Raw genomic sequence first — 14396 nt, forward strand, 5'->3', positions numbered from 1 at the left:
ACAACAGCAGGGTATGTCCTACAGAAAAGGATGTGCCCTGCTGCTTTTTAGGAAGGTAACGGTGTATTTCCATTGGGTGCAATGAACTGCGCAGTGTGCAGGAACTGGCGCGAGCAATGGCCGGGTTTCAGAACCGCTATCCCAGGGTAAAGTTTGAACTGTACAGTGGTTCAAATGAGGACATACAGGAACGCATTGAACAGGGAACACTGGATATCGGGCTGTTTCTGGAGCCGTTTCATCTTGCCAGGTATGAGACACTTCCCATGCACACAAAAGAGCGACGGGGCGTTCTGCTTCACAGGGAAGCTCCGCTTGCAGTGCAGGATACCATTTATCCGGGAGACCTGGTGGGGACGCTTGTCATGACGATCCACGTCGATACCCCGGCACATCAGGAGCTGTCACAGTGGTCAGGGGATTTTGCAAAGGAGATGGATTTCAGCGCGAATTATAACGTGCTCCACAATGCGGTAATCGTGGCCCGGGAACGAAAAGGGGCAGTGATCTGTCTGGAGCAGGACTGCCATTACGATGATATGAAGTTTCTGCCCCTGGAGCCTGAGCTTTCTGTGGGGTCTGTCCTTGCATGGAAAGAAGGACGAATCGCTTCCAGAGCGGCAAAGGCATTTCTCCAGTTTTTGCAGCACAAGGAGGAGCAGGAGACAAAATGACCGTCATGCGAAAACTGCATCTCCGCGCACTCAATATAGGCATTTTACATTTTGAGAACGTTATTTTATACTGTAGATGTACCAAGAGAGACGGTGCATCTACAGTTTTTTTACGGGGAGAAATACTATGGACGATTTGGATAAACTTGCAGGGCAGCTTGGGGAGATGGGATTTTCAAAACAGGAAACTGCGTATTACCTGAAGCTGCTCACTGCCGGAGAAGGCTCTGACCCTGAACGGCTGCGTATTCTCTGCGAAAAGCGCACAGCGGTTTTGGATGAGATCCACAGGCTGGAGCATAGAATCATCAGCATGGATACCCTGCGTAATGAAATCAGAAACAAAAGATAAATATGGAGGAGGTTTTCAGATGGAGTATATCACTTTAAGCAATGGTGTGGCAATGCCAATGCTGGGTTATGGATGCTTCCTTGTAAGCCCTGAGGAATGTGAGCGTTGTGTCACGGATGCCATTGATGTGGGATACCGAGCAATTGATACGGCACAGGCTTACTACAACGAAGAAGGGGTGGGCAGTGCCGTCAGCAAAGCAGTTGCCGCAGGCAAGGTCCGGCGGGAGGACTTGTTTCTTACTACGAAAGTGTGGATCATGAACGCCGGTTATGAAAATGCAACGGCATCGATTGAGGCGTCCCTGCGCAAACTGCAGACCGATTACATTGATCTATTGCTCATCCATCAGGCGTTCAATGATTATTACGGCACTTGGAGAGCGATGGAGGAAGCCTATAAAGAGTGCAGGGTCAGAGCTATTGGCGTCAGTAACTTCTACCCTGAACGTTTCATGGATCTGGCTCTGTTCAGTAAGGTCCGGCCGATGGTCAACCAGCTGGAAACCCATGTGTTCCAGCAACACAAAGGAGATTGGCTGTTCATTGAGAAATATGGAGCAAAGGTGGAGGCGTGGGCGCCCTTTGCCCGCGGGGAAAAAGGGATTTTCACCAATCCCATTCTGATGGCCATTGGGCAAAAATATGGCAAGACCATCGGGCAGGTGGCACTGCGGTTCCTTGTGCAGAGCGGCATTCCCGTAATTCCAAAGTCCACCCATAAGGAGCGTATGGCCGAAAACCTGGATATCTTTGACTTCCAGCTGGACACCGAAGACATGATGCAGATTGAGACTCTGGATCAAGGCATGAATATTTTTATGGATCACGAGGACGCGGTGCAGATTGAAGATTTCTTTGCCCGGTTTGGTGTGAAGTGATAGAAGACGGCACGGGAAATATGCAAATTTACAAGATTACAAAATTATTATAATACAAGGAGGAGATTAAAATGGAATTTTACGAAGTGATCAGGGAGCGTTTTACCTGCAAGAAGTTTGACAGCCGTCCGGTGGAACAGACAAAGCTGGATGCCATTCTGGAAGCGGGACGGCTGGCGCCGACTGCAAAAAATCTGGAGTTGGCCGGTCCCGGCAATGTAGTCACGATGATGGTGGACGTAGCAGATAAGGAGGGCTTTGAGGCCCTGCTGGCAAGCCCGGCACATTGTGAAATAGCAGATAAAGCGGGAGAAGCTTTTTGTACTGACAGCTTTGTGATGGGGCAGATTGAACTTTGAGACCAATGTGATTGCCGGTTTCTGAGAGGAAGCCGGCAATCATACCGTATGTAGAAAATGCACTTTAGAGCATAAGTGTAATGGAAGAAGTATAAAAGGAGTCAGCCCTTATGAAAAAAATATTACTTGTGGACTCAAGCCTGAGAAAGAATGGAAACTCAGAAATTATTGTGGATATACTGGCAGAGGAATAGAAAGACTTCATAACAAGTGTCTTGCTGCATATCAGTGGACATACATAGAATTATATGGACAGAACTCCCAGAGGTAAAAATACACTGGGAGTTTTTCTGTTGAGAGAAGAGGATAAAAAATGTCACCTCATATGGTATCTCGGTGTGTAATATATAGGAGACGTGCTTATTACGATATTCAGCTAATCCAGATAGCATTGTAGAGGGAATATATAACGTGAGGAGGAAAAAATGACACCAGAAGAACTTTTTTTGAAATACATGGACCACTTGTATCGGGTGGCTTTGTTTATGCTGTTCAGTATTCAGGATGCGGAAGACATTGTTCAGGAGACATACATCCGGCTTCTTGTAAAGCAGCCCAAATTTCATGATGAAGAGCATGCAAAAGCCTGGCTGATTCGAGTGTGTATTAATCTCTGCAAAAACCAGCTTCGGTTTCGTAAAAGGCATCCCCAGGATAACATTGAGGATTTACAGAATCCAATAGTCAGTACAGAGGTATATGAGGTTATGCATTCCGTGCATTTTCTTCCGGAAAAGCTTAGAAAGGTGATGATTTTGCATGCAGTTGAAGGGTATTCCGTAAAGGAGATTTCCAAAATTTTAAAGATTTCAGAATCCGCCGTAAAAAAAAGACTGCAAAGAGGTCGGGAACTTTTAAGAAAAGAGGTGTTGTCATGAACAGATATGAAAAAATCATACACAGTATCCGTATGGATGCAGAAGGCAGGAAACGAATCCTTGATGAAAGCAAACGTATTGCTGAGGATAGGATGAAAAGGAACAAAAGGCATAAAAGATATGCGGCTGGGTGCCTTATAGCAATTGGAATAAGCAGTGCCTGCCTGACGCTGAGGCAATCAAACATAAAAGATGGTGTTTTCCCCCTGACGGTTTATGCGCAGGAAATCAAAGGAGAGGAAGAAGTAAAATTGAAGGAAGGGCAGTTTGAATATCTGGAGGCAGTAAATACACCATTTGGAGAAGGGTATGCTATCAAAGTAAAGGCAGGGGAAAACTATTCCTATAAAAACCGCATAGAGGATACGGATTATGGTGTGGATACCATTTTTAGTAAAGAGGAATGTCTTTACTGGATACCGGATTACTGGAAAAGTGACAATTTCCAGATATATAATGAAAAAGGTGAATTACTTGAGTATTACAATGCAACAAAGGACAGCAAGGCAAAGGTCACCTATGATGTCTATGATGAGCAGGAAGTCTTAAGAGCCAGCATGACAGTGGAGCTATCAAAGAAGGAGCAGCAAGGAGTCATGAAAATACTTGAATTACACACGTATCCATCATTTAGCCCTGAATAAATTATTTTATTTTACTTTAAATTATATATGTCTTTTTGACTATCTTTTTATATCTTCTCAAATGTCCGCAAAGCCTTATTTTATCGGCTCTACGGGCATTTTGCTTTTGTGGTAAACCTCACATATCTAGGTCTATCTTCTTATATTTTCTCTATCAATCGTGGTTAAAATCGTGGTAAATACTTTTATGCGATTAGACGCTGAACCTCTGATTTTGCGGTATCTATGGACGCATGAGCATACCAGTTCATTGTGATACTGATATTTGAATGTCCCATGATATACTGTAAATCTTTCGGGTTCATGTTCTTGCTTGCCAGCCTTGTGCAGAATGTATGGCGTAGCGTATGCGGTGTGATATGTGGCAAGGGATTGTCCTTGTGGTGCTTGTTGTATTTCTTTACCATACGGATAAATAAGGCGTTATAATCAATCGCAACTTTTGGCTTGCCCTTATGATTGACAAACAGAAAATTGCTCCGTCCGTCTATTACAAATGGTTCTGCCTTTGGGCGTTTCTTCATAACCCTTTGAAATGCCTGTATCGTTTCTCTGCTTAATGGCACTTGCCTTATTCCGCTTTTTGTCTTAGGCGTTTCAATATAATAGCCCTGTTCCTTGCTCTTTAATAACTGGTGGTCGATTATCACAACTTCATTCTTGAAATCAATGTCGGCTACTGTCAGTCCGCACAGTTCCGAGATACGAAGTCCAGTTTTTAACAATATCAGCACATCATCATAATGCTTGTGATACACATTGTCCGTTTTGATGAATGAGAGTAGGGCTTGTTCTTGTTCCTCTGTCAATGCGACTTTCTCTTTGGTATCATTTTCTAGGACTTCACTTAACTTGAAATCAAAGGGATTTTTCCTTACACAATCGTCTTGTATGGCGATATAGAATGACGCTTTTAACGAGCGTTTATGGTTGTTAATGGTATTGTAGGAAAAGCCCTTGTCTTTCATGCGTAACGCCCATTCTTTAGCGTCAGAGGGTTTGATTGTATCAATGCTCCTAGCACCTAACTTGTCCTCTTTCAGTAACCGCATGAGTTGTTCCCGTTGTTTTTGTGTGCTTTTCTTCACATTTGCCCTCTGTGCGTTCTGTTTGGCATAGAGTTGGCAAAGCGTCATTTTCTTGCCTGTGCTGTCGATACCGTCCTCAATATCCCGTCTTATCTGTTGTTCCAGTTCTCGAAGTGAGGGTTTTACCCGTTTTCCCTTTGGTGTCGGGTCTGTGGGTGTCAATCTCCAAGCATACACATATTTTGTGTTTCCAAATGCGTCTACATATTTATATAAGTATTTTCCGTCTGTTCGTTGGCTCTCTCCAGTATGCAGGATACGACCTTTGTTATCCCGTCTTTTTTCTTTCATGGTGTCTGCTCCTTTCCTTGTTGGAAAGAGCCTTGATATGACTTGTGTTCATCATAACACATACAAGGCTCATTTGCACTAGATAGCGTCCAATTTGTCAATGACCTTTTCAAATTGTCGGCGTTTAATCTGTATGCGGTTGCCATTCATAATGAGCCAGCCAGCGTCCTTGTTTTCCTCTGCCAATCGTCTTAACTTGTTTTCTCCAATACGGAAATACTTTGACGCTTCTTCAATGGTAAGGGTATATTTTTCCCATACGGGAATATCCTGTGCATTACTCATAAAACACCCCCTCACTTTCGATTACATCTGCTATATCCGTACACATCTGTTCCACAAGCATTTCCTGTTTTTCGGAAAGGTGGGTACATTCATCAATCATTTTCATGTAGTTTGAGCCTGTCAGCCTGTCGATTTCCTCTATCATCACAATAGACGGCATGACCTGTCTTTCCAGCCATTGCAGAGTGCGTTCCATATTGACAGGTACGGGGTTCATTTCAAAAGGTAAACTGTCATGGGAAATGAATATCTCCCACAACGGATAGTCGGGAAATTGCACAAAATCAGTAATGAGGTAAAACACTAGCCCATGAGGGTTATATGTCAATAACAATTCCTCAACTGCCTGTACTGCCTTTTTATCACGCAGACGAATTTCAAAACGGTTGATAATATCGGTATGTTTCTTTTTCGTTGCCTGTTCCTTTTGCTTTTCATATAAGCAGAAATATTTTGTGCTTGCCTTTGAACCGATATAAAGGGTACTTGCTAAATTGCGGTTTTTCCCGCTTAATTTTCCACCTTGTACATTTTCATAGTTTTTACAGCGACAATCCGCACCGCCATTTTTGTATTTTTCAGACAAAACAGGAATATCCAGCAGACCGCACATATCATTGATTGCCAAGTCAAAACGTCGGATAACACCGCCACAGTCAAGACAGCGGTTTAAGAATGAATACCAATCCCTGTTCTGTGCCTGTAAGACATATTCCATGTTGCGTGAGCCTGCTCCTTTTAATTCCAAGAATACGCCCATGTGTTCATCATCAGAAGCCATAACCTTGATTTCCCCGTAGGCATAATGTTCTTTATAGCCATAATACCCATAGTCATAATAGATAAAATAATCTGCTTTCATGCCAAGCACCTTTCGGATAACTTCCAATGCGTCAGTCGTTGGAAAACGGACAGACAGATAATCAACGAGCAGATAAAAAGGCTTATCGCAGATATAGTAATTCAGACAACGCAGGATAATATTTTGTGTTTCCTTGCTAGCGTTGGCTTTTCCGTTCTCAAAGCGGTTGATACTATATCTTGATACATGGGTAAGACTTGCAAGTTCTCCTTGTGAAAGACCGCTTGCAAGACGTTTGTTTTTCATTTCAAGTGCAAATTCTAAATTGTTCATTGTATTCCTCCAATCCCACAATAGCCTTGAAATACCTGTAAACCACTATTCAAAAGAATGTGAAGTTACTATCTTCTTAAAACTCCTCATTACTCCTTACAGCTTTGGGGTTGTATGGTTTTTGACTTGTCTTTTGTGAAATAGTGCCCCCCTGTTAGATAACGGGGGCACAGGTAAGGCTCGCAGGCTCGCCCGCTGACAAAGCATTTCTGCCCCTTGACGGCAAGCCGTCATGGCGTTGTTGCTTACGCACGCCACCGTGTCAGAAATCCTTTGTCAGCAAACCCTGTTTTGCCTTTTCTAACCATGCCATATCAACTGATATTCATATCTACGGGTTTAATCAGATAGACTTTACTTTTCAAATAGTTTTATATTTCATTCTATTGTGCTTAATTATTTACAAACATATAATAATTCTTATGTGCTTATTTGTCAATATCTTTTTTTATCTTTACAAACCATATTAAGCGTGATAGACTTATAACGGAACGAAATAAGAAGATATGCAAAGTTACGGAGGGTTATGCAGTGAAAATAAATTTTTTAGGAAACAACATACAGACCATAAGAAAATTCAGAGGAATGAAACAACAGGAGCTTGCGGACAAAATCGGTATCAATATGCAGAGCCTTTCCAAAATTGAAAGAGGGTTGAATTATCCTGCCTATGATACGCTGGAAAAGATAATGGAAGTGCTGGACGTAACACCCAATGAATTGTTGTCGGGAGAATGGAAGTATGTCAATCAAGCGGAAAAGGAAGTCTGTCAGTTTCTAAGAACGGAAGAACGCCTAAATACAGAACTGAAACATGGACACTATGATAATTTCTTTGACAGCGAGGAAGAATGGCTGGAATTTGAATTAGAACAGTTACGAGGGTATATTACCGACTACATCAACGGAAAGAATATACAAGCAAAAGACCTTTATCCAATCAAAGAATTTATCCAGCATTTGAAATTTCAAAAGGTGTTAGACCGCTATGATGATTTATACAGCATGGATATGTTCGGGGAAAGCATAGAGGGACATAAGTATAAAACGCCTTACCAAGTTGTGAAAATGATAAATCCAAATTCTAAAGAAGATATAGAACTGTTACGGGAAGTATTAAGAAATAATCATTTTGATGATGAGGACGAGTAATCTTTTTCCTCTTATAAGAAGATACAGCAAACAAAAAGCCAATCAAGAGTGCAAAGCACCACCAATGGTGGCAAAGCTCTTGACAGGGCTTTTTCTTTTCTGTGTTGGGTAATCAAGAGGAAGAAAGGATAAAATCTGTAAGTGTATATTACCTATGCTTTGATACAATTTGTATGCGGTGTACTTCAAAAAATCTTTTTCATGGTTAATATACATTGACACCTTTTTTCAATAGATATATCATTTGGAGTATATTGTTAAAAAGGAGTTGAAACACAATGAATATCTTGTTAGTTGAAGATGATAAAAATATTCGTGAAATGGTTTGTGATTTTTTGACAAGTGAAAATTATAATGTCATAACAGCCATTGACGGACAAACAGCGATTGACATATTCAAAAAGCATACATTTGATATTGTGCTATTGGATTTAATGTTACCAAGGTCAAGCGGATTTGAAGTCTTAAAGTATATAAGAAGTGTAAGTGTAATTCCCGTTATTATCGCTACTGCTAAAGATAGCGATACTGATAAAATGATGGGGCTAAATTTAGGCGCTGATGATTATATTACAAAACCATTTTCTCTTGTTGAATTACTGGCAAGAATGAAAGCCAACATACGTCGTGCCACAGTATACAGCAATTCTGACGGTTCCCGTGATAATGTTATTAAGTACAAGGATTTGACTATCAATGTATCAAAATATACTGTTTCTAAAAATGGTGCTGATTTGAATTTGACGCATACAGAGTTTGAAATTATCAGACTTCTAGCAACTAATCAAGGTCGTGCTTTTTCAAAAGAACAACTTTACAACACCATTTGGAAAGAAGCCTATTACGGAAACGAAAGTGTACTGAATACGCACATCAACCGATTAAGAAATAAACTATCTGACGGTATAGATAAGAATAATTATATCAAGACCCTTTGGGGAATTGGTTACAAAATGGAGGAAGAATAATGGAATTAGTATTCGCTGTCATTTCAATTATATTATTAGTTCTCTATTTCAAGGAACGTAGCAAGAACGAAAAAATGGAAAGCGATTATAAATACATCAATGCAAGACTTCTTGATGTAACGAATGATGATAAAAGTAATTATATTCTCATACCGTCAGATATTAAAGTCGTAAAAGAAACTACGCAGAACATCAACAATCTTCTGGAAAAGTTTTACGGCAGACAGATTGATTACAATAGAAGTCAAAAGACGATTTTGCAGATATTTACTAACATCTCACATGACCTTAGAACGCCTATTACCGTTTTGAAGGGTTACATTGAAATGCTTTATCTTCAAAGTCAAAAAGAAGAATTACCCCTTACAATGCGTACAACTGTTGAAAAAATGCAGAGTAATTCGCAAGAACTGGTTCATTCTGTAAATAACCTATTCAATATGGCAAAAATTCAGTCTGGGGATATGGTCTTGAATATCCAAAAAGTAAACTTGACACAGGTTTGTCATGAAATTATTTTAGAGTTTTACGACCTATTGGAAAGAGAAAAATTCCATGTAGAGGTCAATATTGAAGATAAACCGTTATATGCGAATGTTGATACAGAAGCCGTTGGGCGTATCCTTAAAAATCTGATTGATAATGCAATCAAATATGGAAGTGCTGGTAAATTTTTAAGAATTTCCCTTTACGAAAACGACAGCCATATTTGCATTGAAATTGAAGATCATGGCGTAGGTATTTCTGAAAAAGACAAGAAACATATTTTTACAAGAGCATATACAGCAGACAGAAAAAAGGGTAACGGACTAGGCTTAGCCATTTCACAAGGGCTCGCAAATTCTATGGGAGGTTCAATTTCAGTAATAAGCATACCTCAAGAAAAAACAGTATTTACAGTCAGATTATAAAGTTAGAAAAAAGTTAGAATTAAAAGAGAGAAAAGATAACTTTCTTTTGTATACTGTTTTTAGAAAGGAGGCAGCATGATGAATTATATTATAGAAACTCATCATCTAAAGAAAATATATAAAGATAAAGCCGTAGTCAATGATGTAAATATTCATGTGAAAAAAGGAGAAATCTACGGCTTTGTCGGTCCAAATGGAGCTGGAAAAAGTACCTTGATGAAAATGTTACTTAATTTGGTTCAATCTAATTCTGGCGAGATTGTCATATTTGGAAATAAGGTTGTCGAGAATGACTTTGAAATGTTAAAAAGGATTGGTTCGATTATTGAAAACCCTTATTTTTACGAAAAATTAACCGCAAGAGAAAATCTTGACTTGCATTGTGAATATATGGGCTATCATAACAAGAACCATATCAAGGAAGTATTGGAATGTGTGGGACTGTTAAAAGACGCTGATAAAAAAGTATCTCAATATTCTTTGGGAATGAAACAACGTCTTGCAATTGCCAGAGCCATTTTAACAAAACCAGAACTATTGATACTTGATGAACCAATCAACGCTCTTGACCCAGAGGGTATACGGGAAATGAGAGAATTATTCCGTAAACTCAATACAGATTATGGAACAACAATTTTTATTTCCAGCCATATTCTTTCCGAAGTAGAACAGATTGCAGATAAAATTGGTATTATCCAAAATGGAAAGCTCATCAAAGAGATTTCTATGTCTGACGTACACAAATATCGAACAGATTATGTTGAGATAGACGTTGATAATGTAGAACTTGCAGGATATTTACTCGAACATGAACTACAAATACAAGATTTTAGAATTATTACTGAAAATCGAATTGAAATATATGATTTAAGCAAAAGCATAAAAAACATATCGTCCATACTTGTTCAAAATAGTATTGGCATTAACAGTATTGGACGTAAACAAAATTCTTTAGAAGATTATTTCTTTCAAATTACCGATACAAAGGCAGGGGAAAAAGTATGACATATTTAATGAAATTAGAGTTAAAGAAGATTAGTTTGAAAAGATACTGTTTTATATCAGTTGGTTTAATACTGTTCTCAATTTTATTCATTACTATTTCATTGATAGACTCTGCTACCGACCCAGCACAAAGCAAAGATACTTTTGATAATATTTTTCTAATGATAGAGGTATTGCTTTCGTTCATATACATTGTGTTTTTTGGGGTGCTGGTTTCTTCAATTATTATTAAGGAATACAACACTAAAACTATACTGATTATGTTTTCATATCCGATTCAAAAGGCAAAACTTATTCTTGCGAAGTTGTTTTTGATTAGCATATTTATTTCCTTATCTATGCTTATAGGCTTTTTTGCTTGTTGTGGTTATACTGTTATAGTGGATTATCTTTTGGACTTGCTTGCAGGGAATTTTGAGTTAACGTATTTAATAAATTGGCTGTTTTCAATAATTACCACTATACTAGTATGTATTTGTTTAGGCGGACTAACATTTTGTTTAGGTATGTTGAAAAAGTCTGTTCCATTTACAATCGTCGGCTCAATCTTTTTTATATTTCTTAGACAAGTTGCACTTTCATCTCCATTTGGTTATGCAGAGAATTTACTACAAGTTCTAATCATAGTAATATTCTCATGCCTTTGTATAAGATACATTGTAAAAACAAAACTTAGCTGTGTTGAATAAAAAAAGATTGGGCAAACTGATTAAATATTATTTAATATCGAACCATGTAAATTACAACTGAATATTTTAATGTCTTAGCTCATGCAAATCATATGTTTTGTGTGGGCTTTTTTCTTTGTCTCTTTTCCGTATTTCTCAAAGGTATAAACGGTATTTCCGTTTATATATTTCAGCGTTTGCGGAAAGGGGGTGAGATTATGAACACATCTTCTTTCGAGCATATCGTTAGAATACAATTTAACGCTTTGATGATGACAGTTATTAAATGCACAGTAAAAAGCAGGAAAAGACAGTTGGCAAGACGTTCCAAGCGTGAAGTTCTGTTTTGTGAATTATCAGATACGAAACAATTTGAATGTGGAACAACGAATAACTATTCTTGTGATTATATCTCTTTTGAAGTCTTGAATTATACAATCCAAGTATCAAATGAGAAACTTGCTGTTGCTTTACATAAGTTATCAGAGAAACAGCGTAGTGTTATCTTATTACGCTATTTTCAAGGCATGAGCGACAAAGAAATTTCAGAATTGTATCATGTATCACGTTCTGCAATTTATCGCAGAAGAAGTAACGGATTGAAGAAACTGAAAGCACTATTAACTGAAAGGAGTTGAACAAATGAGAAAAGATTATGGCTATCCCTCACTAGAACTAATATGCAAAGCGTCTGCTGGAAATGAAATTGCAATAAATGAAATTTTGAAATTCTATGACGCCTATATCTGTAAATTATGCTTGCGTCCGTTTTACCACTTTGAAAGTGGTAAAATCACTATGCAGGTTGATGAAGAATTAAAAGGTCAAATTCATACAGAAATGATGAAAGCAATCTTGAAATTTGAAATCAGAGTGAAGTAATCATATTACATGAATGAAAAACGGGAGATACACAGATGTTTTGTGCTATCTCCCATGTTGATTTTAGTGTCATATCAAGGCTCATTCAATCGTGGTAAATTCGTGGTAAAATGAGTGTTTTTCTATATTTTAAAACGCTTGAATGTGTAATATTTATGCGGATAATTGAAAATCAGATATAAAATTTACCATAAATGTTAAAATGAAACTATTATTGCAGCCTTATCAACAGCCGTGAGTGCATTGGGTATACTGAGCGTCGCAGTAGTTTCTTAAGTGATATTTAATGTGAAAAATAAGAAAGGCAGGAGTTTTGATATTTGGTGTCCTTTTAATTAAAATATGTTACAATCAGAGTAAGTGGAAGGAATATAATGATAGTAAAATAGAGCAATTATGTTATGCACTGCAGCGAAGCCTCATCTTGCTGCAGCGGGGAACGCGTAAAAGGATGAATGATATAGGTTAAGGGCAGGTGATGATTCGCCTGCCCTTTTGTCGTGCATCTTTTCAATCTCTGCTTATATCAAAATTCTTTTCATATTCATGAAAGCAACGTTTGCATTTACAGCTGAAACACAATATAATTAAAAAATAAAAAAATTGTTGAGAGGTGTAAATTTGGGGGTTATTTTTATATTTCCTGGAGTGATCCTTTTGTTTTTCAGCCTGGTGATCGGTATGGAAATCTTTACGGATTGGGAATTAGATCGGATACAAAAAAAACGTCAGAAGCTTTATGGGTGCAAATATCAGATCTTTCTGGCGAATGGAGCTTTCTATACCACAGACCAGGTCTATCACACGTATGATGGACTGACATTCACAGTAAAGGGAACAGGACGGCAGATATATCTGAAGGATCGGGAATATGGCATTAATATGAGCGTCAGGAAGTACTGGAAGATGATGGACAACATAGAGCTCTTTATCATCTGAATGCAAATGGTGGCTGCTATATGGCGGCAAAGGAACCTGTCAACTGGAGATACCGCAGGAAAGAAGGGGGAGAACACTGGAGATTTATATTGGATGGAGCCTGCTCATACCGGCGGCCCTTTATCTGCTCCGTGGGTATACGTCCCTTCGGACAATAAAAGCTTTGGGATATGTCCGTGATTGTACGTTGGTCCATAGTTTCTTATACATATTGCCCGAACTGCTCTTGTTTTGCCTTTGGTGCATGCTGGAGCTGCACCTGACGGTGGTCTATGTGCTGGCATTTCTATGTGATGCCTTCCGCTGGTGCTTAAAACGAAACGAATGGTCCAAAGGGTCCTTCATGGTAAGCCTTACCCAGCCGCTCTATATCGCATTTCATATGATATTGATCGGGATGGCTTCTTTGGGCGTAAAGATGCCAATGGGAATCTTGCTCCACCAGCCGAAATGGCGGATCGCGACAATCTCGGTAGCCGTAGCCGTCAGCATTGTGGCGGACATCGTTATCCTGAGCTGGCCGAAGCTTAAGGAAGCGCTGCGCGTACAGTCCCTCAGTGAAGAAACACGGCCGTTCATGGTATTCCTTTGGTTTTGTAATATATTCCTGCTTCTGGACAGCCTGCTCTGTATCGCAAGGATCCCGTGGACCTTTCTGCCTTTACTGTTGATCGGTGCGGCAGCACTCAAAGAATTCTTCATTATCCGTTGCCTGTTCCATCTGTATTCTATCATCGTGGAACACCAGAGCGAGATCCGGCACCGGGAGCTGTCCCAAAAGCTTGCCCGGCAGGAGCGGCGGAAAGAGGAGCTGAAAAACAGGAGCGACAGGGATGCACTGACAGGGCTGTTTTCCCGCCAGTACCTGATGGAGCAGATGGAAGCCCTGTTGGAGAAAAAACAGCAGTTTTCCCTGGCGTACATAGACCTGGACGGACTGAAACGTATCAACGACAGTCAGGGGCATGCCGCGGGGGATTCTTATCTCGTGCAGTTTTCCCAATATATCCTCGGCCGGCTTCGGGAAGAGGATATATTTGCAAGGGTTGGCGGTGATGAATTTGTGATCGTGCTTTCCGGTTGTAATGAAGCCGATGCGAACGAAAAACTGGAGCAAATGCGTTCTGAGGCTGCAGAGGGAAACTTTGAGCATATTCCGGCCTTCAGTTTCGGTATCGCGGAAGCAGACCTGGATACACAAGAGCGCACATACCAATTGTTGGAGCGAGCCGATAAGGTTATGTACCAGGACAAAGAGCGCAGAAGGCACTAGGAAGGAGGCGGC

General features: G+C 39.6%; 18 protein-coding genes. 15 read left to right on the forward strand and 3 right to left on the reverse strand.

The window, feature by feature from the left end:
- The first annotated feature begins 71 nt into the window (after positions 1 to 71).
- The 6 genes from WMO65_RS02925 (at position 72) to WMO65_RS02950 (ending at position 3787) form a co-directional block, all read left to right on the forward strand.
- Complete coding sequence (locus WMO65_RS02925) at positions 72 to 674, forward strand: LysR family transcriptional regulator substrate-binding protein (protein WP_256157716.1); 603 nt, start codon at positions 72 to 74, stop codon at positions 672 to 674.
- 127 nt (positions 675 to 801) lie between these two features.
- A complete protein-coding gene (locus WMO65_RS02930) occupies positions 802 to 1026 on the forward strand; it encodes a hypothetical protein (protein ID WP_148391429.1) in 225 nt (74 codons plus the stop codon).
- Positions 1027 to 1045: 19 nt separating this feature from the next.
- Positions 1046 to 1906 carry an aldo/keto reductase gene (locus WMO65_RS02935; protein WP_148391428.1) on the forward strand — a complete coding sequence of 287 codons (861 nt, stop codon included), beginning with the start codon at positions 1046 to 1048 and terminating at the stop codon, positions 1904 to 1906.
- Positions 1907 to 1977: 71 nt separating this feature from the next.
- Positions 1978 to 2265: a nitroreductase family protein gene (locus WMO65_RS02940; RefSeq protein ID WP_148391427.1), complete on the forward strand. Its 288-nt coding sequence runs from the start codon at positions 1978 to 1980 to the stop codon at positions 2263 to 2265.
- A 425-nt stretch (positions 2266 to 2690) separates the two neighbouring features.
- Positions 2691 to 3143: an RNA polymerase sigma factor gene (locus WMO65_RS02945; RefSeq protein WP_148391426.1), complete on the forward strand. Its 453-nt coding sequence runs from the start codon at positions 2691 to 2693 to the stop codon at positions 3141 to 3143.
- Positions 3140 to 3787 (forward strand): hypothetical protein, encoded by a 648-nt coding sequence (locus WMO65_RS02950; RefSeq protein WP_148391425.1) that lies wholly within the window; start codon positions 3140 to 3142, stop codon positions 3785 to 3787. The genes WMO65_RS02945 and WMO65_RS02950 overlap by 4 nt, the downstream gene beginning before the upstream one ends.
- A gap of 185 nt (positions 3788 to 3972) precedes the next feature.
- Here WMO65_RS02950 and WMO65_RS02955 read toward each other — a convergent pair whose 3' ends face one another.
- The 3 genes from WMO65_RS02955 to WMO65_RS02965 form a co-directional block, all read right to left on the reverse strand.
- The gene (locus tag WMO65_RS02955) at positions 3973 to 5166 is read right to left on the reverse strand and encodes a site-specific integrase (RefSeq protein ID WP_103930022.1); all 1194 of its coding nucleotides are present in this window, start codon (positions 5164 to 5166) and stop codon (positions 3973 to 3975) included.
- A 78-nt stretch (positions 5167 to 5244) separates the two neighbouring features.
- A complete protein-coding gene (locus tag WMO65_RS02960) occupies positions 5245 to 5451 on the reverse strand; it encodes an excisionase (protein ID WP_009009528.1) in 207 nt (68 codons plus the stop codon).
- Positions 5444 to 6586, reverse strand: a complete 1143-nt coding sequence (locus tag WMO65_RS02965; RefSeq protein WP_349063625.1) for a replication initiation factor domain-containing protein — start codon at positions 6584 to 6586, stop codon at positions 5444 to 5446. The genes WMO65_RS02960 and WMO65_RS02965 overlap by 8 nt, the downstream gene beginning before the upstream one ends.
- A 531-nt stretch (positions 6587 to 7117) precedes the next feature.
- On the opposite strand from WMO65_RS02965, the gene WMO65_RS02970 reads away from it, so the two are divergent.
- The 9 genes from WMO65_RS02970 (at position 7118) to WMO65_RS03010 (ending at position 14384) form a co-directional block, all read left to right on the forward strand.
- Positions 7118 to 7738 (forward strand): helix-turn-helix domain-containing protein, encoded by a 621-nt coding sequence (locus tag WMO65_RS02970; RefSeq protein WP_128125233.1) that lies wholly within the window; start codon positions 7118 to 7120, stop codon positions 7736 to 7738.
- Positions 7739 to 8016: 278 nt separating this feature from the next.
- Positions 8017 to 8706: a response regulator transcription factor gene (locus WMO65_RS02975; protein ID WP_128125234.1), complete on the forward strand. Its 690-nt coding sequence runs from the start codon at positions 8017 to 8019 to the stop codon at positions 8704 to 8706.
- Complete coding sequence (locus tag WMO65_RS02980) at positions 8706 to 9617, forward strand: sensor histidine kinase (RefSeq protein WP_128125235.1); 912 nt, start codon at positions 8706 to 8708, stop codon at positions 9615 to 9617. Before WMO65_RS02975 ends, WMO65_RS02980 begins: the two co-directional genes overlap by 1 nt.
- Positions 9618 to 9692: 75 nt before the next feature.
- Positions 9693 to 10622 carry an ABC transporter ATP-binding protein gene (locus WMO65_RS02985; RefSeq protein WP_270399215.1) on the forward strand — a complete coding sequence of 310 codons (930 nt, stop codon included), beginning with the start codon at positions 9693 to 9695 and terminating at the stop codon, positions 10620 to 10622.
- Positions 10619 to 11311: an ABC transporter permease gene (locus WMO65_RS02990; RefSeq protein WP_128125236.1), complete on the forward strand. Its 693-nt coding sequence runs from the start codon at positions 10619 to 10621 to the stop codon at positions 11309 to 11311. The genes WMO65_RS02985 and WMO65_RS02990 overlap by 4 nt, the downstream gene beginning before the upstream one ends.
- A 197-nt stretch (positions 11312 to 11508) precedes the next feature.
- The gene (locus tag WMO65_RS02995) at positions 11509 to 11928 is read left to right on the forward strand and encodes an RNA polymerase sigma factor (RefSeq protein ID WP_128125237.1); all 420 of its coding nucleotides are present in this window, start codon (positions 11509 to 11511) and stop codon (positions 11926 to 11928) included.
- 4 nt (positions 11929 to 11932) lie between these two features.
- Complete coding sequence (locus tag WMO65_RS03000; protein WP_128125238.1) at positions 11933 to 12172, forward strand: helix-turn-helix domain-containing protein; 240 nt, start codon at positions 11933 to 11935, stop codon at positions 12170 to 12172.
- A gap of 657 nt (positions 12173 to 12829) precedes the next feature.
- Positions 12830 to 13111 carry a hypothetical protein gene (locus tag WMO65_RS03005; protein WP_148391424.1) on the forward strand — a complete coding sequence of 94 codons (282 nt, stop codon included), beginning with the start codon at positions 12830 to 12832 and terminating at the stop codon, positions 13109 to 13111.
- 244 nt (positions 13112 to 13355) lie between these two features.
- Positions 13356 to 14384, forward strand: coding sequence for a GGDEF domain-containing protein (locus WMO65_RS03010; protein WP_148391423.1), 1029 nt, complete (start codon positions 13356 to 13358; stop codon positions 14382 to 14384).
- Positions 14385 to 14396: the final 12 nt, after the last annotated feature.

The organism is Blautia caccae (genome assembly GCF_040095955.1).
GTDB lineage: Bacteria > Bacillota > Clostridia > Lachnospirales > Lachnospiraceae > Blautia > Blautia celeris.